Genomic DNA, 17,786 nt, shown 5'->3' on the forward strand with positions numbered 1-17,786 from the left:
CCATTACCCTTTCCACGCGACCTTATGCACATGCGCGCCCGCTTTGGCCAGCACCTGTTCCTTACCCCCCGGCCACAGGCGCAAGGTCAGCTGTGGCCCCGCATCGCTCACCTGCTCGAACGCCAGCCACGCCAGAGGCGCCGCATCAGTTGCCAGGCGCCCCGCCGCCTACATCCGCGCGTTGATCCGCGTTTTTACGTCTTCGGGAAAATACTGATAGGCGATGGAATGAAACAGCACCCGCACCACACCCGTTTCCGGAGCCTCGTCTATTTCAGCCTCGACCCAACCCGCTGCATCCATTGCGGCCATCTCGGGCGGCGTGGCCTTTGCAATCTCCAGCGCCGCATTGATCCGCTCGACCCTTAACGGCTGATCCGGCCAGATATAGGCCCGCAAGCGTTCGCGATGTTCAGGCTTTGACACATCCAGCGGGCTGCGATCACAACCCTTGCGCCGCACAATCACTGGCTCGGCCAATGGTGCAGGCGCGCCGCTCCACTCCGGCGTCAATATCACGCCCGATTGCCCATCCCCCAGTTGCGCCGCCCCCAGTTGATAGGCAAAACGGTCGGCAAACAGATTTAACCCGCCACTTGCGCCCACTTCATACAGCGCCAAAGGCAGCCCAGTTTCCTGCGCAATAATACACATCCCCGGATACAAAACACCGGATCGCGCCACCTCGTTGGTCTGCGGCGGAAACTCCAGCCAACCGCAAATCTCCTCGTCCGCCTCCCGAATGGCCGCCAGTGCCGCCGCCACCAAAACATCCCCCTCCGGCAACGGGTTTGGCGGATAGCACGCCGCCAGTCCCGGCACCCTGCCCCGCATCACCATCGCATTCAGCGCCCCGGCCAGCCGCAACGCCACCGCATCCTTCAGCGCATCCGCCTGCCCGTTCCAGCGCAACACCCGCCGCCCTGTGGCCGTGCTGTGGTCCAGCCTCTCGCCCAGACCCGCCACCAACCGCGCCGTCAACGGCGATCCCAACACCTCGCACCACTCCGCCTGCTTTGCAAACGTCGCCCTGATCTCGCCTTCACTCTGCATCATGCACCTCCTTTCCCCGACCATACCCCATTCCTTCTTCTTGCTCAAAATACCTTCGCCGAAGGCATCCGCGCGCCCGAAAGGGGGCGCGCGGGTCGTCGGGCGCAGCCCGGCGAAAAGCCAATTGTCCCCGCGCCGCAGGCAGGCTATTGTCGCCGACATGAACATTCTGGACAAAATCAAAGCCTACAAGCTGGAAGAAATCGCCAGCCGTCAACAGGCCACCCCGCTCGCCGATCTCGAATCCCGCGCCAAAGCCGCCGAACATCCGCGCGGCTTTGCCAAAGCCCTGATGCAGGCCGCCCATGACGGCTACGGGCTGATCGCCGAAATCAAAAAGGCCAGCCCCTCCAAAGGCTTGATCCGCGAGGATTTCGATGTGCCCGCACTGGCGCAGGCCTATAAGGACGGCGGCGCGACCTGCCTCTCTGTCCTGACCGACACCCCCAGCTTTCAGGGCGCCGACGAATTCCTGACCGCCGCCCGTGACACCGTGGACCTGCCGGTCCTGCGCAAGGATTTCATCTATGACCCCTATCAGGTGGTCGAATCCCGCGCGCTGGGGGCCGATTGCATCCTGCTGATCATGGCCACGCTGCAAGACGCCCAAGCCGCCGAGCTGGAACAGGCCGCGTTTGACTGGGGTATGGACGTGCTGATCGAGGTCCATGACGAGGACGAGCTGCAACGCGCCTCGAACCTCACCTCTCCGCTGATCGGCATCAACAACCGCAACCTGAAAACCTTCGAAACCACGCTGGACACCACCAAAACGCTGGCCAAACTGGTGCCGGCCGACCGCACCATCATCTCGGAATCCGGCCTGACCACGCCCGAAGACCTGTCCGAACTGGCCCAATACGGCGCGCGCTGCTTCCTGATCGGCGAAAGCCTGATGCGGCAGGAAGATGTCGCCAAAGCCACCCGCACCCTGCTTGCTGATCCTTTAATGCCCGGAGGCATGTAAATGTCCGACCTGACCCACTTTGACGCCCGCGGCGATGCCCATATGGTCGATGTCTCGGAAAAACCCGTCACTTCGCGCACCGCCATCGCCCGTGGCCACGTCAAAATGACACCCGAGACCTATGCCATCATGACAGACGGTTCCGCCAAAAAAGGCGACGTGCTGGGCGTGGCCCGACTGGCCGGCATCATGGGGGCCAAGCAAACCAGCAACCTGATCCCGCTGTGCCACCCCCTGCCGATCACCAAGGTCGCGCTGGACCTGACACCGGACCCGGACCTGCCCGGCGTGGTTATCAAAGCCACGGTGAAAACCACCGGCCAGACCGGCATCGAAATGGAGGCCCTGACAGCGGTTTCCGTCGCCGGCCTGACGGTTTACGACATGCTGAAAGCGGTTGAAAAGACAATGGAAATCGGCGGAATACGTTTGACGATGAAAGAAGGCGGCAAATCGGGGCGGTTCGAGGCAGAATAGAGCCATTTTGTGAAAATGACAGCGCCTGACCGGGTGGGCGCATGGCACTTCGGGTTGCGCCGGTTTCCATGTTCCGAACAACGAAGAACCTCTCTGCAAGTCGGACCGTTGCATAGCGCCCGCCATGGGGCGGTCGGGCGCTGTCATTTTTGCAAAATGACGGGTGGGTGGAAAGCATGGGCACTTAACCAGAATAGCCCCCAGTCGTTCTGCTGCTTGGGAAAGCCTCTGGTATATCTTCTGGCTATTGTTGTATTATTCTTAGGATTTCTCAAATCAATTTGATTGCGAGATATTGCCTGCCAGACAGATCAACCTTGGGAATATTTATGACGACAACCAACAACAACGAAATGGAGATTGCGGGAAAGCGAACTGTTGCGGATTGGAACAGGCTGAATGCTGAACTATCTAATCACCCTAATCTTTGGGAAACCGCTTTTGATGATTTCTTCTATTCCCGACTTAAAACCCGCTATCTGAATCCAATTCACCTGCTTCAATTCCACGGAGAAAACACCGGAGAGGGTTTTTCAATCGTATCGCTGCAATGTGCCTTGATCGAATTTTTGCAGACAACAAGGGATGGGGCCAATTTCAAGAATGGAGGCGGTAAATACGAACCTGAAAACAACAAATATGAATACGGATCTTCAAGCAAAAAAATCTTCACCAGATTCCTAACGGGACAGGAACCGTTCAAATCTTATTTTGATACAAAGGTAGATACAAAGGTAAAACCTGAGGATTTCTACTCATACGTCCGTTGCAGCCTCCTGCACGAAGCCAGAACAACAGGGAATTGGCGCATTACGGCCAACTCACAAAGATCTGAAACTATCAAAGAAGAAAATGGCGTAAAATTCCTTCAGCGCGACCGTTTCCAGCAGGATTTAGAAGCCTACATTTGGAGATACAAAATCGAACTCCTATCAGATACAGGTTTACAAGAAGCATTCAAACGAAAGTTCGATGCTCTTTGTGAGTAGTAGACCCATAACCCAACCGGACACCCCCACATGATCACCGTCAAACAAGCCCTTGCCGAAGTCCTGAACCTCGTCTCCCCGCTCCCTTCCGAAACCGTGCCTTTGCGTCAGGCCAGCGGTCGCACCCTTGCGGCACCGGCCACCGCACGGCGGGACCAGCCGCCCTTTGCCGCCTCGGCGATGGACGGTTACGCCGTGATCGGGCTTGAAGTCGAGCCGGACGCGATGTTCAAGGTGATCGGCGAATCTGCCGCGGGCCACGGTTTTGATGGCGAGGTGAAGGCAGGCCAAACGGTAAGGATTTTCACCGGCGCGCCCCTGCCCAAAGGGGCCACGCGGGTGGTGATTCAAGAGGACGTGATCCGCAACGGCGACCTGATCACCCTGCGCCGCAATCTGGACGAAAACCCCTATATCCGGCCGGCCGGTGCCGACTTCAAATCCGGCGATCAACTCGTCCCCCCGCGCCTGCTGACCCCGTCCGACATCGCGCTGCTGGCCTCGATGAACATCGATCAGGTCACCGTCACCCGCCGCCCCGTCATCGCCCTGATGGCGACCGGTGACGAACTGGTGATGCCCGGCGAAAATCCGGGGCCGGACCAGATCATCGCCTCGAACAATTTCGGTCTGGCCGCGCTGGTGGAACAACACGGCGCCGAGGCGCGGATGCTGCCGATTGCCCGCGACAACCGTGCCTCGCTGGAAGCGGCCTTTGCCCTGTGCGAAGGGGCCGATATGGTGGTGACAATCGGTGGGGCCTCGGTTGGTGATCACGATCTGGTGGCGCAGGTGGCCGGCGATCTGGGGCTGGAGCGCGCCTTTTACAAAATCGCCATGCGTCCGGGCAAGCCGCTGATGGCGGGTAAAATGATGGGCATCCCGATGCTGGGCCTGCCGGGAAACCCTGTGTCTTCAATGGTTTGCGGCCATGTCTACCTGCTGCCCGCGATCCGCGCCATGCTGGGTTTCCCGCCAGAACCCCGCCCCCGTTTGCAAGCGACCCTGACCTGCGACATGCCCGCCAACGGCCCCCGCGAACATTACATGCGGGCACGGGTGCAAGCCGGGCAAATCACCCCGTTCGAGCGACAGGACAGCGCCCTTCTGACCGTTCTGGCCGACGCCAACGCGCTGCTGATCCGGCCGGTGGATGCGCCCGAAATCGGCAAGGGTGAAACGGTTGACTATATCCCGCTTGGTTAACCCCCGCAGCTTTTGATTGAATCTCGCAGGCTCCTCTTTTACCCTTCCGGTAAGGGGAATTTGATGACCATAGACTTAACCACGAGAATCGCCCATACCGCGCAAATCATCGTTGCCTCGGCGGCTTGTGTTGCGGACCCGACAGGGGTTAGCGCCGCCACCATGGCCAACACCGGCGCTCTCAGCCTGCCCGAGGTTTTCAAACGCAATCCGGATGCGGAAACCGAGCTAACCAAACCGATTGCCAAAGCGCTGAAGAAAAGCCTGAACAAGCCGACATTCCACATGCCCGCTGATGGCAAGAAACTGCTGCCCCAAATGCTGGACGGGGCCAGGCTGACAGCGGATGATCTGACCGGTTGCGGACTGGACCCCGACCTGATTTTAGGGATGCTGCTGGATCGCCACGTTGACCCCGAACACCGCAGCGCCGAGATGGCCGAGGCATTTTGCAACTGGTTACATCCACCGTTGACCGAATTGCTGGGGAATACAGAATTCATCAAAACGCTGGCGCCGAAAATCTGGGCCACGGCGCTGGGTGATCTGCGACATATCCGCGAGACAACGGATGAAATTGCAAAGCAGGTCAAAGTTACCGCCCAACAACTGGACCATCTGACCACCCTACCCCGCGACACGCTGGAACTGCTGGCCAGCCGGTTTGAAATCCCGACCCCGCACCAACTGCCGGATGCCGAATTGCTGGATGCGCTGACAAATAAGGCCGTGCAATACCGCAGCTACCGTGCGCTGATTGACGGGCTGGATGACCGGGTGGCGTCGATTGCCAATCTGAAGGGGGCCGCACAGGATGCCGCCGAACGGCTGGATTTCCAAACGGTCGAGGAACTGCTCGCCCGTGTGGACACGGTGGAAACCGAAATCGCCGCCAACACCAAACAGGCCCGCGCCGCCAATGCCCTGCTGCAAGGGCGCACGCAACAGGCCTACACCCTTCTGACCGCCGCCGCCGACAGTTTTGCCAGCGTCGATCCGGTCGAGCCAAGCCGCCGCCGCGAGGCCTATGGCAAAATGCTCCATGACTACGGGATGCGCTTTGCCGGTAACGGGTTGGAACTGGCGGCGCGTATCTGGGACAAGGGCGCGCAGGATCTGGACTGCAAGGCCCAGGGCGATTTATGGGCGTGTTTGCAGAACAACCTTGGCACTGCGCTCGCAACCCTCGGGCAACGCGAAAGCGGCACCGCGCGGTTGCTGCAAGCCGTGGACGCCTTTGAATTGGCTTTGCAAGAGTTGACACAGGACAGGGTGCCGCTGGACTGGGCCGCAACACAGAACAACCTTGGCAATGCGCTGCTAGCCCTTGGGGAACGCGAAAGCGGCACCGCGCGGTTGCCGCAAGCCGTGGAGGCCTATGAATTGGCTCTGCAAGAGTGGACACAGGGCAGGGTGCCGCTGGATTGGGCCACGGCACAGAACAACCTTGGCAATGCGCTGCTAGCCCTCGGGGAACGCGAAAGCGGCACCGCACGGTTGCTGCAAGCCGTGGACGCCTTTGAATTGGCCCTGCAAGAGTGGACACAGGACAGGGTGCCGCTGCAATGGGCCACGGCACAGAACAACCTTGGCAATGCGCTGCTAGCCCTCGGGGAACGCGAAAGCGACACCGCACGGTTGCGGCAAGCCGTGGACGCCTATGAATTGGCCCTGCAAGAGTGGACACAGGATAGAGTGCCGCTGGATTGGGCCATGACACAAGGCAACCTTGGCAATGCGCTGAAAGCCCTCGGGCAACGCGAAAGCGGCACCGCGCGGTTGCTGCAAGCCGTGGATGCCTATGAACTGGCCCTGCAAGAACGGACACAGGACAGGGTGCCGCTGCACTGGGCCATGACACAGAACAACCTTGGCAGTGTTCATTTGACGTTCTTTGACAAAACCGGTGATCCGGCGCATCTGGACAGGGCCGAAACCCATATGCAGGCCGCGTTAGAGGTGTTCAACATCGCGGCCCCCCGTTATGCGGAAATGGCGCAAGAGCAATTGCAGCAGATTGCGCAGCGACGCGGCATTTCGGGTTAGCGCAACAGTTTTGCCTTGTAAACAAAGCTGCCGAAGGGAATCAGCGAGGCCGCCGCACCGATGCCCGTCAGCTTGCCACTGATCCGCCCCTTCCCGAAATGCCAGAACAGCGTGGCAATAAACGCCAGAAACAGCGTGCCATGCACGGGACCGATGATTTTCACCAGCACGGGCATATCCAGCCAGTGCTTGAACGGCACGGCGATGAATACCAGTGTGATCAGGGATGTGCCCTCGAACAGGGCGGCGATTTTCAGCCATTTCAGGTTGGGGGATGTCATGGGGTTTGCTCGCTCGGATTGCTGGGACCAATGCTTTAGCAATCCCTGTACCGCGGGGACATGCGGCAATTTGGGTGTGGTTGACACAAAACAGGAACATCTATAGAACGTAGAGGAACACGCATTCTTTGTGCGTGATACGGATGCCTTCGGGAGAGTGGATATGTTAACACGCAAGCAACTGGAACTGCTGGATTTTATCAACAAGCGGGTGACGCGGGACGGGGTTCCGCCTTCGTTTGACGAAATGAAGGACGCATTGTCGCTGCGCTCGAAATCGGGCATTCACCGGCTGATCACAGCGTTGGAGGAACGCGGGTTTATCCGGCGGCTGGCCCACAGGGCACGCGCGATCGAGATTATCAAACTGCCCGATGCGCTGGACAAAGGTTTGGCCGGCGGGTTCAAACCGCAGGTGATCGAGGGTGACAAGGTGGATCCCCCCCGCAATGCGATGCCCGTGGCACTGGGCCATGCGGTGGAACTGCCCGTGATGGGGCGGATCGCGGCCGGCACCCCGATCGAGGCGATTTCCGAAGTATCGCACAATGTATCTGTGCCCGGCGGCATGGTGGATGCGAATTCACATCACTATGCGCTCGAGGTTAAAGGGGATTCGATGATTGACGCGGGGATTAACGATGGTGACGTTGTGGTGATCCGCGAAACCTCGGCCGCCGACAACGGCGATATTGTGGTGGCGCTGGTCGAGGGGCACGAGGCGACGTTGAAACGCTACCGTCGCAAGGGCAATATGATTGCGCTCGAGGCCGCAAATCCGGCCTATGAAACCCGCATGTTGCCCGATGACAAGGTCAAGGTGCAGGGGCGTCTGGTCGGGTTGATCCGCACCTATTAGGGCGTAGACCTATAAACCCTGCACCACTGGCGGGATTATCGCGAAATATCAACGGCTTGGGACGCGCCGGAAATAGTGGTTCTATTTGCAAGCGGCCCGGGCCGTTGAGATGAAGCGACAATTCCGTCCTTCGGATTTGGCGGATTTTCCCCGAGAGAATAACTTAACTCGCTGATAATCAACCAGATTACGGCACTAGTTAAGCTATCCTCACAGACAAAATCTGCCAAACCAGTGGCGCAGGGTTTATAGGTCTACGCTCTAATCCTTTCGGCGCGGCGTGGGTGAATTCCACAGCCGTTCGCCAGCCATCCCTTTGGCTGTGACCACACGCGGACCTTCTGCATCCGCATAAACCGCAACTGCCCCAGTCTGTTTCAACGCATTGGCGTCGAACATCTGGCAGCCCCCTTGCCCGTCATATTTCGCGGTGGTGACGATCCAGCGGCCGGAAATACATTCCGCCGCCAACCGCTCGCCCGCGCCTTTGCCAACCAGATGCACCCCCGCCTGCCCGCCAATCACAAAGCGGCGCGCGCCTTTTGCGCCGGTGAACCCTGCGCGGTCAAAGGCCTGCATCTGCGGCAAAGCCCCTTCGCCATCGTTTTCCAGCCAGTTGCGGGCGGCAAACCCGTCTCCGCGCGGTTTGCTAAGGGCGCGGCCCTGATCCCCGACCAATCCGACCAGCCCGCCACTTTGCGAGATCAGCAACACTGGCCGCTGGGTTTGTGACCACAGGAAAAACCCGGCCAACATCACCGCGACTCCGGCAAACCGCATTGGCCCGCGCCACAGGAACAGCAGCAACCCGCCAAGCGCAATCAACGGCAGGGCCACGGGCATCGGGGTGAGCACATGCGAAAGCGCCCCCTCCAGCCCCGCGACCCATTCGGCCACACCCAGTATCCACAGGATGCCCCAGCGCATCATCCCCAGCCCGATCCATGACAGACCCAACGGATACAGAAACGCCGCCAGCACCGCCGCCGGCATCACCAGCACCCCCATCAGCGGCACGGTCAGCACATTGGCCAGCAAGCCGTAATGGGCGATCTGGTTGAAATGCGCAGCCGCCACTGGGGCGGTTGCCATGCCCGCCACAAACGACGACAACATCACCGTCAGCACCGGGCGCAGCGGTGCGGGCACTGAGGCGCCATCCCAATGCCGCAGCATCCCGAACACCGCGACCAGTGCGGTGGTGGCGGCAAAGGACATCTGGAAACCGGGGCCGGTCAGGGCTTCGGGGCGGCGGATCAGCACGATCACGGCGGCCAGCGCCACCGCTCGCAAGGTCAGCGCGCGGCGGCCCAGCATCACCGCTACCAGCATCACCGCCACCATGATAAAGGCCCGTTCGGTGGCGATGTTGCCACCCGACAGCAGCAGATAGGCCGCAGCGGCCACCAGCGACAGACCGGCGGCGATTTTCTTGACCGGCCAGCGCAGGTTGATGACAGGGATCAGGGCAAGCCCGTAACGTAGCGCGCCAAACACAAAGGCGGTCAGCAGCCCCATATGCAGGCCGGAAATCGCCAGCAAATGCGCAAGGTTCGAGGCGCGCAATTCGTCCAGCACCTGCCGCCGCATGCCCGATCTGTCGCCTGTCATAATGGCTGCAGCAAAGGCGCCGACATCGCCGCCCAGCATGGTCTGGATACCGGCAGATATACGCATCCGCAGGCGGTGGATGAACAGGCCCGCCCTGCCCGCCTCGGCCCCTTCCAGCAACAACACCGGCGTGCGGGTGTAACCCACGGCACCCAACCCGTCGAACCACGCCTTGCGCTGGAAATCGAACCCGCCGGGTTCCACCGGCCCGTTGGGGGGCGATAGATGGGCGGTCAGAATCACAGTCTGGCCCGGTTCATAAGCGATGAAATCCCCCTTGCCATGCAGGGCAACGCGCAGCTTGGCGGGGGTGCGGGCGGGGTCCATGCGCTCCAGCACCACCTTGTCCAGCGTCAGGCGCAGTTTGTCCGACATCGAGCGGTCGATTTTCACGATCCGCCCCTGCACCGGCCCGTAATAGCGAAAACCCAAAACCGGAGCTTTGACCATATGCGCACGCAGACCCGCCACCATCACACCGGCAAGCACCAGCATGATCGCAAGGAATACCGGCCGTCCCCCTCGCCCAGCCAGTGCGCCGCCGCCAGCATCGCCAACACAGACAGGCCAAGCGCCGCATAGGCCCCGCCCGCCGGTTCCACCGGCAAGGCAAAGTAGATGCCGATGCCAAACGCCAGACACACCGGCACCCAGGGGAACAAATACCCCCGCTGCCGCGCCAGAATTTCCAGCGGGTTGAACAACCGTAACAGCTCTGGCACCCTTGTCCTTGCCTCCGCACAGGATTAATACATCCTTAACGCTATCCCCCTTATAGTTTCCAAAAGGTTAACGCATATGTCCGATCAACCGGTTGTCACCCGTTTTGCCCCCTCCCCGACAGGGTATCTTCATATCGGGGGCGCGCGAACGGCCCTGTTCAACTGGCTGTTTGCCCGCCACCACGGCGGCCAGTTCCGCCTGCGGATCGAGGACACCGACCGCGCCCGTTCCACCGATGCCGCCACAGCCGCCATTTTGCGCGGGATGGAATGGCTGGGGCTGGACCATGACGGCGAGGTGGTCAGCCAGTTCGAACGCGCCGAGCGCCACGCCGAAGTTGCACGGCAAATGCTGGACAGCGGCCATGCCTATAAATGTTTTTCCACGCAGGACGAAATCGCCGCCTTTCGCGAGGCCGCCAGGGCCGAGGGCAAATCCACCCTGTTTCGCAGCCCCTGGCGTGATGCTGATCCGGCCGACCGCCCCGATGCGCCCTATGTGATCCGCATGAAGGCGCCGCGTGATGGCAAAACCGTGATCCGTGATCAGGTGCAGGGCGATGTGACATTCCGCAATGATCAGCTGGACGACATGATTTGTTTACGTTCCGATGGTACGCCTACCTATATGCTGGCGGTGGTTGTGGATGATCATGATATGGGCGTGACCCATGTAATCAGGGGCGATGACCACCTGAACAATGCCGCACGCCAGACGCTGGTCTATCAGGCGATGGGCTGGGATGTGCCGGTCTGGGCGCATATCCCACTGATCCACGGGCCGGACGGCAAGAAACTGTCCAAACGCCACGGCGCGCTGGGGGTCGAGGAATATCAGACCATGGGATATCCGGCAGCTGCCATGCGCAACTATCTGGCACGGCTGGGCTGGAGCCACGGGGACGATGAATTTTTCACCACCGAACAGGCGATCGAATGGTTCGATCTGTCGGGCATTGGCAAATCCCCCTCGCGGTTCGATTTCAAAAAGCTGGATAATCTGTCGGGCCAGCATATCGCGGCGATGGAGGATAGCCATCTGATGCGTGAACTGGCGGCGTTTTTGGCCGCAACGGATCAGCCAATGCTAAGTGACGCACAAAATGACGTTATGTCACGGGCGATGTATTGCCTGAAGGAACGGGCCAAGAATTTCCCGCAACTGCTTGAAAAAGCGGCATTTGCGCTAGCATCCCGACCGATTGAACCGGACGAAAAGGCCGCAAAACTGCTGGACGATGTATCCCGTGGTATACTGAAACAATTGACGCCCAAGCTGCAAGATGTTAGCTGGACCCGAGACGCCCTTGAAGAGGTAGCAACCGCGGTTGCCGAGGCCAATGACGCCAAATTTGGCAAGATTGCCGGACCTTTGCGGGCTGCACTGGCTGGACGCACCGCAACGCCAAGTGTTTTTGACATGATGCTGGTTCTGGGGCGCGAGGAAACCATCGCGCGTCTGAACGATGCAACCGGCTAAGGCATTCGCCCCAAGCCGCAGATTTACCGCAATTCCGCTGCGATCCGCGCAGGCAGGACAACGAATAGGAATAGATATGACCGGATCAAATAAGACAGCCACCCTGACCTTTGACGGAAAAACGCTTGAGCTGCCGATGCTGTCCCCAACGCTGGGACCGGATGTGATCGACATCCGCAAGCTGTACGGGCAAGGTGGCGTTTTTACCTATGATCCGGGCTTTACCTCGACGGCTGCCTGTGATTCCTCGATCACCTTTATTGACGGAGAAAAGGGCATTCTGTTGCATCGGGGCTATCCGATCGACCAGTTAACCGAAAAATCCCATTATCTCGAGGTTTGCTATCTGCTGCTTTATGGCGAGCTGCCATCCGCCGCCGAGCTGGAGGATTTTGAGGACCGCGTCACCCATCACACCATGTTGCACGAGCAAATGATGCACTTTTTTCGCGGTTTTCGCCGCGATGCGCCGCCGATGGCAATCATGGTGGGTGTTGTCGGCGCGATGTCGGCGTTTTACCACGATTCGACTGATATAACCGACCCGCACCAACGCGAGGTTGCCTCGATCCGGATGGTCGCAAAAATGCCGACAATCGCGGCAATGGCGTTCAAATATTCGCAAGGGCAGCCGTTTGTCTATCCTCGCAACGATCTGGACCATGCCTCGAATTTCTTGCGGATGTGTTTCTCGGTTCCGGCCGAAGAATACGAGGTTGACCCCATTCTGGCCCGCGCGATGGATCGTATCTTCACATTGCACGCCGATCACGAACAAAATGCCTCGACCTCGACTGTGCGTCTGGCGGGGTCTTCGGGTGCCAACCCGTTTGCCTGTATCGCCGCCGGTATCGCCTGTTTGTGGGGCCCTGCCCATGGCGGTGCCAATCAGGCCTGTCTGGAAATGCTGGAAGAAATCGGCACGGTTGACCGCATCCCCGAATTCATCGCCCGCGCCAAGGACAAGAACGATCCGTTCCGCCTGATGGGCTTTGGCCACCGCGTTTACAAAAACTTTGACCCCCGCGCCAAGGTGCTGAAAGAAAGTGCCGACGAGGTGCTGGAACTGATGGGAATCGAGAACAACCCGAAACTTCAGGTCGCCAAGGAACTTGAGAAGCAGGCGCTGGAAGACCCGTATTTCAAAGAGAAGAAGCTGTTCCCGAATGTAGACTTCTATTCGGGCATCATTCTCGAGGCGATGGGCTTCCCCACTTCGATGTTCACACCGATCTTTGCCCTGAGCCGCACGGTTGGCTGGATTGCCCAGTGGAAGGAAATGCTGGACGATCCGAACCTGAAAATCGGCCGTCCGCGCCAGTTGTATCACGGGGCGACCATGCGTGATTATGTGGATGTTGAAAACCGCTAAACTAAGGAAATATCACAACAAAAGGCCACCTGTATCAGGTGGCTTTTTTATGTCCGATGCCGATCGGCCCTATAGCGTTTCCAGTTTACTTTGAAGCAGGAGTATCGCTTTTTGCGTTCAAGCCAAAGGCTTGAGGCAGCGAAAAGAGATTCATCATAAACTAGAAATGCCCTAGCGCCCTTCGTAGCTTGCCGGACGTTTTTCCAGAAAGGCCAACACCCCTTCCTTGAAATCCCGTGTCTTGCCACACTCGCCCTGCAAACGCGCCTCGAGCGCCAGTTGCTCGTCCAGCGAATTGTCGTAAGACCCGCGAATGGCCTCTTTCACATGGCGATAGGCGACGGTTGGTCCCTGCGCCAGCTTGATCGCGCGCGACCACCAGTGTTCGGCGAATCCCTCTTCCGGTATGGCCTCCCAGATCATACCCCAATCGGCGGCCTGACGGGCCTTGATCGGCTCGGCAAACAGGGCCGCGCCCATGGCCCGCGCCGCACCGATCTGGCGGGGCAGCCAATAGGTGCCGCCAGCATCGGGGATCAGGCCAATGCGGGTAAAGGCCTGAAGGAACATTGCGGATTCCGAAGCAATCACCACGTCAGCGGCCAGCGCAAGATTGGCCCCTGCCCCTGCCGCCGCACCGTTCACCGCCGCAATGGTCGGGATCGGGCAGTCAAAGATCGCCTTTAGCATCGGCAGGTATTCATCACGCAGGGTGCGCTCCAGATCAATATCGGCAGCATTGGCGCGGTCGCCCAGATCCTGCCCCGAGCAGAATGCCCGCCCCGCACCCGTGATTACCAGAACACGGGCCGTCGTGCCGGCCTCTTTCACCGCATGGGCGATTTCTGCGCGCATCTGGGTATTCAGCGCATTCATCACATCGGGGCGATTCAGGGTCAGGATGGCAACATCATCGCGGATGGCCAGTTTGATGGTGGTATAATTCATCTTTCGCGTCTCCCTATGGCGTTGCCCATAGGGATAGCGTTTTGCCGCGCAAATGAAAGGGGGAACGGTGCGTTATTCCTTCAGAATCTCGGCCAGCCGGTTTTCTTCCTCTTTGGAGAGGGCGGCACCGGCGGCGGTCTGCGCAGTGGCGCGGCCGCGCAGATAGAAGAACCCGGTGATCATAGCCAGCAGCAACAAAACGGGACCAGCAACATAGAGGATAATATTCGCCCCGCCCCATGTCGGGCGCATCAAGACATATTCGCCATAGCGCGAGACCACGAAATCCAGAATTTCCTGATTGCTTTCGCCTTCTTTCAGGCGTTCGCGCACCAGAATCCGCAAATCCCGTGCAATACCGGCGTTGGATTCGTCGATGTTTTCACCCTGACACACCACACAGCGCAATTCCTGTCCCAGTTCGCGGGCGCGGGCCTCGAGCACGGGGTCATCCAGTATTTCATCAGGTTGCACTGCCAAGGCAGGGCTGGCCAGAAAGGCAAGGATCAGGATCAGGTATCTCATATCATTACTCCGCCGGTGCCATGGCTGCGGTTTGGCGTGCCTTGCGCGCACCTGCGGCGACGCGGTAGCGCCGGTCCGTCAGGCTGAAGATCCCGCCAAGCGCCATCAGCGCACAGCCGAACCAGATCCAGCTGGCAAAGGGTTTGATATAGGTGCGCACGGCCCAGCCGCCGCCATCCTGCTCATCCCCGATCACCAGATAGATATCGCGCAAGAACCCGTTATAGATCGCCGCTTCGGTGGTGGGCATGGCCTGCACCGGATAGACACGTTTTTCGGGGAACAGGGTGGTCACCAGCTTCCCGTCGCGTTTGACGGTCATTTCAGCCATAGTGGTGATATAGTTCGGCCCCTGCTCGCGATGGACCTCGACCAGATTGATTTCGTAATCCCCTACTGTGAAGGGTTCGTTCAGATGGCCGACGCGGATGTCTTCTTCGGACCATGCCGTCAGACACGCGATGCCAAGGATGGTGATGCCAAGCCCACCATGTGCCAGCGCCTTGCCCCAATCAGCACGCGGCAGACGGAACATACGTTTGACACGCGCAGAAAACCCGTTGCGCCCTGTGCGTTTCCACAGATCCAGAGTGCTCCCGAACACCAGCCAGACCCCCAACCCGATCCCGACAGGACCAAGCGCTGAACGGCCGCTTTGCATTGCCCAAGTCAGCAGCCCTGCGGCCAACGCAAGCGCAAACACGCCCGACATGGTTTTCATAGCCCGCTTAAGTCGTGCCCGTTTCCATGACAAAATTGCACCCACAGGAAGCACCACCGCCAGCACCACCATGAAAGGAGTAAAGGCCATGTCAAAGAACGGCGCGCCAACAGACAGTTTACGCCCGAACGCCAGCTCCGCCACCAAGGGCCAGATCGTGCCGATAAACACCACAAACGCCGCTACAGCCAGCAGGATATTGTTGATCACCAGCGCGGTTTCGCGGCTCGCCATCGAAAAGACACCCTTGGCCTCCATCGCCTGTGCGCGGATGGCATAAAGGATCAGCGCTCCACCGGTAAAGAACGCAAGAATAAACAGCACATAAACCCCGCGCGTCGGATCAGACGCAAAGGCGTGCACCGAAGTCAGCACACCCGAGCGGACGATGAACGTGCCGATCAGCGAAAAGCCGAAGGCAAGGATCGACAGCAGGATTGTCCAGCTTTTGAGCGATTCGCGTTTTTCCACAACGATGGCAGAATGCAGCAGTGCTGTCGCGATCAGCCAAGGCATGAAGGATGCGTTTTCGACCGGATCCCAGAACCAGAAACCACCCCAACCCAATTCGTAATAGGCCCACCAGGACCCCAGCGCGATACCGATGGTCAGGAAAACCCACGCCGCCAATGTCCACGGGCGCACCCAGCGCGCCCATGCGGCATCTACCCGCCCCTCGATCAACGCGGCCACAGCAAAGCTGAAGGCCATCGACAGGCCCACATAGCCCAAATAGAGGAACGGCGGGTGAAACGCGAGGCCCGGATCCTGTAATAGCGGGTTCAGATCCTGCCCGTTAAAGGGCGGGGTTTGCAGGCGCAAAAACGGGTTCGATGTGAACAGGATAAAGCCGAAAAAGGCCGCCGCAATCGAGGACTGCACCGCCAGAACCCGCGCCCGCAGACCGGGGGGCAGATTGCCGCCAAACCATGCTGCACAGGCACCAAACAGGGTCAAAATCAGCACCCAGAGCAGCACAGAGCCTTCGTGATTGCCCCAGACACCCGCGACTTTGTATAGCATCGGCTTGTCTGTATGCGAATTCAGCGTCACCAGCCGGACCGAGAAATCCGAGGTCACAAAGGCATAGGTCAGCGCGCCAAAGGCAAAAGCCGTCAGCAGGAATTGCGCATTGGCGGCCGGCACGGCAAAGGCCATCCAGCCCGGCCAACGCTTTTGCGCGCCAATAAGGGGAATGATCGCCTGCAAGACTGCAACGGCGAAGGCGAGGATCAGGGCAAAGTGGCCAAGTTCAATAATCATGCGCCCTTAATACGCGGTTCCGACCGTTTGGCCAACGATAAAACCGCATCGCTAGGTGGGCGCATTGTCACAATCAGGTTAACTTTGTCGCAAAGCCGGATTGATCAGGATTTCGCGCGCTTCCAATCCTCGATTGCCGCATTTTTTCCGTTCGTTTCAAGCAATTGATTAAAATTTTGCGCGGCTACCTTCGGACTTAGCGCATTCAGGGTGCGGATGTTTTCAACCACTTGCGGCACCCGCAGCATGGTTTCGGTGATGGATTGCTGGAATTCCTGCCCCTTGAATTGATGCCGTGCCCCGAAATAGAACGACACAATCGCCCCAAGCAGCCACCACAGCGGGTCCGGCACCAGCGCCAGCCCCTGCATCCGGCTGGCAAACCAGACCGGATCGACCATGGCGGCGATAAACAGGCCCAGAATACCGAAGGCCATCAAAGGGCGCGGCAAACGGTTAACGCCATCCATGAACCTGTCAAACCCGCCCTTTTGCGCACGATCAAATTCGGCTCCGTGCTGGGTTATGACCTGCGTTTGCAGGGCATTATTGCGCGCGGCCCCGGCTTCGGCGTTCTCGCGAAATACCTCGGCGGTTTCACGCACCACATTGCGTCCGCCCCCGAAAACCAGCGTAAACAGCTTTTCAATCAGCCCCATGCGGCAACCCTCCTGCGGTGTTCTTCCTCTGTCAGATGATAGCGCGGTGAAATGAATTCCTCGGCCCGCAATATCCACCCCCCTTTGCCCCCGTCCCTACGCCGCGCATATTTGCGCGATGCCGGTCGTGCATCTGCCAAGGCATAGTAATAGTTGCGCCGCTCGATCCCGTAGGCATCGGCAAGATATTCGGGCGCATCGGCATAAGCGGCATACGTGGCGGCAATGGTTTGCGGGCCGATTGCCCCGTCCACCCCCACTGCATGGCCCATTTTGACCAGCAGACGTTGCAGGATTTTCACCGCATTGGCACCGGCGTTCACATACATGTCGAACACGCTGGCCTGAAGCACCTCGGGCAGATCGCCTATGCGGGGTTGTTTGAAATAATGGGTGATGAAAATATCCACCGCCTGCGCGCGGGTCAGCGCCTGCACATCCGCCACTGAAACCCGCCCGTCGCCGGTCAGGTCCAGCCCCAGACGGCGCATGGTGTGGATGGTCACACCGTATTTCGTTGCCCCGCCCGGATCAGCCGGATCATTCACAAAGCCGCCCTCGCGGGCGACAATCTCGCTGGCAATCTGGTGAACCGTTTGCATGACAC

16 protein-coding genes and 1 pseudogene are annotated in these 17,786 nt (G+C 59.3%); 8 read left to right on the forward strand and 9 right to left on the reverse strand.

What is annotated here, in order from left to right; translation table 11 throughout:
- Positions 1-3 precede the first annotated feature (3 nt).
- Positions 4-1,221, reverse strand: a pseudogene (locus BAR1_RS09895) (DUF2332 domain-containing protein).
- On the opposite strand from BAR1_RS09895, the gene trpC reads away from it, so the two are divergent.
- The 5 genes from trpC (at position 1,214) to BAR1_RS09920 (ending at position 6,738) form a co-directional block, all read left to right on the forward strand.
- Positions 1,214-2,020, forward strand: a complete 807-nt coding sequence (gene trpC / locus BAR1_RS09900; protein WP_118942870.1) for an indole-3-glycerol phosphate synthase TrpC — start codon at positions 1,214-1,216, stop codon at positions 2,018-2,020. The pseudogene BAR1_RS09895 and the gene trpC sit on opposite strands and share 8 nt — an antisense overlap.
- A complete protein-coding gene (gene moaC, locus BAR1_RS09905) occupies positions 2,021-2,497 on the forward strand; it encodes a cyclic pyranopterin monophosphate synthase MoaC (RefSeq protein WP_118942871.1) in 477 nt (158 codons plus the stop codon). It begins immediately after the preceding gene.
- A 329-nt stretch (positions 2,498-2,826) separates the two neighbouring features.
- Entirely contained in the window at positions 2,827-3,486 is a 660-nt protein-coding gene (locus BAR1_RS09910; protein ID WP_118942872.1) for a hypothetical protein, read from the forward strand.
- A gap of 30 nt (positions 3,487-3,516) precedes the next feature.
- The gene (locus tag BAR1_RS09915; RefSeq protein ID WP_118942873.1) at positions 3,517-4,692 is read left to right on the forward strand and encodes a molybdopterin molybdotransferase MoeA; all 1,176 of its coding nucleotides are present in this window, start codon (positions 3,517-3,519) and stop codon (positions 4,690-4,692) included.
- Between the two features lie 63 nt (positions 4,693-4,755).
- Positions 4,756-6,738, forward strand: a complete 1,983-nt coding sequence (locus BAR1_RS09920; protein WP_228408530.1) for a tetratricopeptide repeat protein — start codon at positions 4,756-4,758, stop codon at positions 6,736-6,738.
- Here the strand turns inward: BAR1_RS09920 and BAR1_RS09925 are convergent.
- On the reverse strand, positions 6,735-7,019 hold the full coding sequence (locus BAR1_RS09925; protein WP_118942874.1) for a DUF3817 domain-containing protein: 285 nt from the start codon (positions 7,017-7,019) through the stop codon (positions 6,735-6,737). The genes BAR1_RS09920 and BAR1_RS09925 overlap by 4 nt on opposite strands.
- Before the next feature lie 163 nt (positions 7,020-7,182).
- Between BAR1_RS09925 and lexA the strand changes: the two genes are divergently transcribed.
- Positions 7,183-7,878: a transcriptional repressor LexA gene (gene lexA / locus BAR1_RS09930; RefSeq protein WP_118942875.1), complete on the forward strand. Its 696-nt coding sequence runs from the start codon at positions 7,183-7,185 to the stop codon at positions 7,876-7,878.
- Positions 7,879-8,139: 261 nt separating this feature from the next.
- Here the strand turns inward: lexA and BAR1_RS09935 are convergent, their stop codons facing one another.
- Both BAR1_RS09935 and BAR1_RS18360 read right to left on the reverse strand, forming a co-directional pair.
- Positions 8,140-9,984: a ComEC/Rec2 family competence protein gene (locus BAR1_RS09935; protein ID WP_323368570.1), complete on the reverse strand. Its 1,845-nt coding sequence runs from the start codon at positions 9,982-9,984 to the stop codon at positions 8,140-8,142.
- Positions 9,963-10,211: a hypothetical protein gene (locus BAR1_RS18360; RefSeq protein WP_323368571.1), complete on the reverse strand. Its 249-nt coding sequence runs from the start codon at positions 10,209-10,211 to the stop codon at positions 9,963-9,965. The genes BAR1_RS09935 and BAR1_RS18360 overlap by 22 nt, the downstream gene beginning before the upstream one ends.
- A 76-nt stretch (positions 10,212-10,287) precedes the next feature.
- Here BAR1_RS18360 and gltX point away from each other — a divergent pair, with 76 nt between their 5' ends.
- A complete protein-coding gene (gene gltX, locus BAR1_RS09940; RefSeq protein ID WP_118942876.1) occupies positions 10,288-11,691 on the forward strand; it encodes a glutamate--tRNA ligase in 1,404 nt (467 codons plus the stop codon).
- Positions 11,692-11,767: 76 nt separating this feature from the next.
- A complete protein-coding gene (gene gltA, locus BAR1_RS09945; protein WP_118942877.1) occupies positions 11,768-13,063 on the forward strand; it encodes a citrate synthase in 1,296 nt (431 codons plus the stop codon).
- 171 nt (positions 13,064-13,234) lie between these two features.
- Here the strand turns inward: gltA and BAR1_RS09950 are convergent, their stop codons facing one another.
- From BAR1_RS09950 to BAR1_RS09970, 5 genes are all read right to left on the reverse strand, one after another.
- Positions 13,235-14,011 (reverse strand): enoyl-CoA hydratase-related protein, encoded by a 777-nt coding sequence (locus tag BAR1_RS09950; protein WP_118942878.1) that lies wholly within the window; start codon positions 14,009-14,011, stop codon positions 13,235-13,237.
- Positions 14,012-14,083: 72 nt separating this feature from the next.
- Positions 14,084-14,536: a cytochrome c-type biogenesis protein gene (locus BAR1_RS09955; RefSeq protein WP_118942879.1), complete on the reverse strand. Its 453-nt coding sequence runs from the start codon at positions 14,534-14,536 to the stop codon at positions 14,084-14,086.
- Between the two features lie 4 nt (positions 14,537-14,540).
- Positions 14,541-16,520: a heme lyase CcmF/NrfE family subunit gene (locus BAR1_RS09960; RefSeq protein ID WP_118942880.1), complete on the reverse strand. Its 1,980-nt coding sequence runs from the start codon at positions 16,518-16,520 to the stop codon at positions 14,541-14,543.
- A gap of 104 nt (positions 16,521-16,624) precedes the next feature.
- Positions 16,625-17,179: a holin family protein gene (locus tag BAR1_RS09965; protein ID WP_118942881.1), complete on the reverse strand. Its 555-nt coding sequence runs from the start codon at positions 17,177-17,179 to the stop codon at positions 16,625-16,627.
- Entirely contained in the window at positions 17,170-17,781 is a 612-nt protein-coding gene (locus BAR1_RS09970) for a holin-associated N-acetylmuramidase (protein ID WP_118942882.1), read from the reverse strand. Before BAR1_RS09970 ends, BAR1_RS09965 begins: the two co-directional genes overlap by 10 nt.
- Between the last annotated feature and the right edge of the window lie 5 nt (positions 17,782-17,786).

It is taken from the genome of Profundibacter amoris (genome assembly GCF_003544895.1).
Taxonomy (GTDB): Bacteria; Pseudomonadota; Alphaproteobacteria; order Rhodobacterales; family Rhodobacteraceae; genus Profundibacter; species Profundibacter amoris.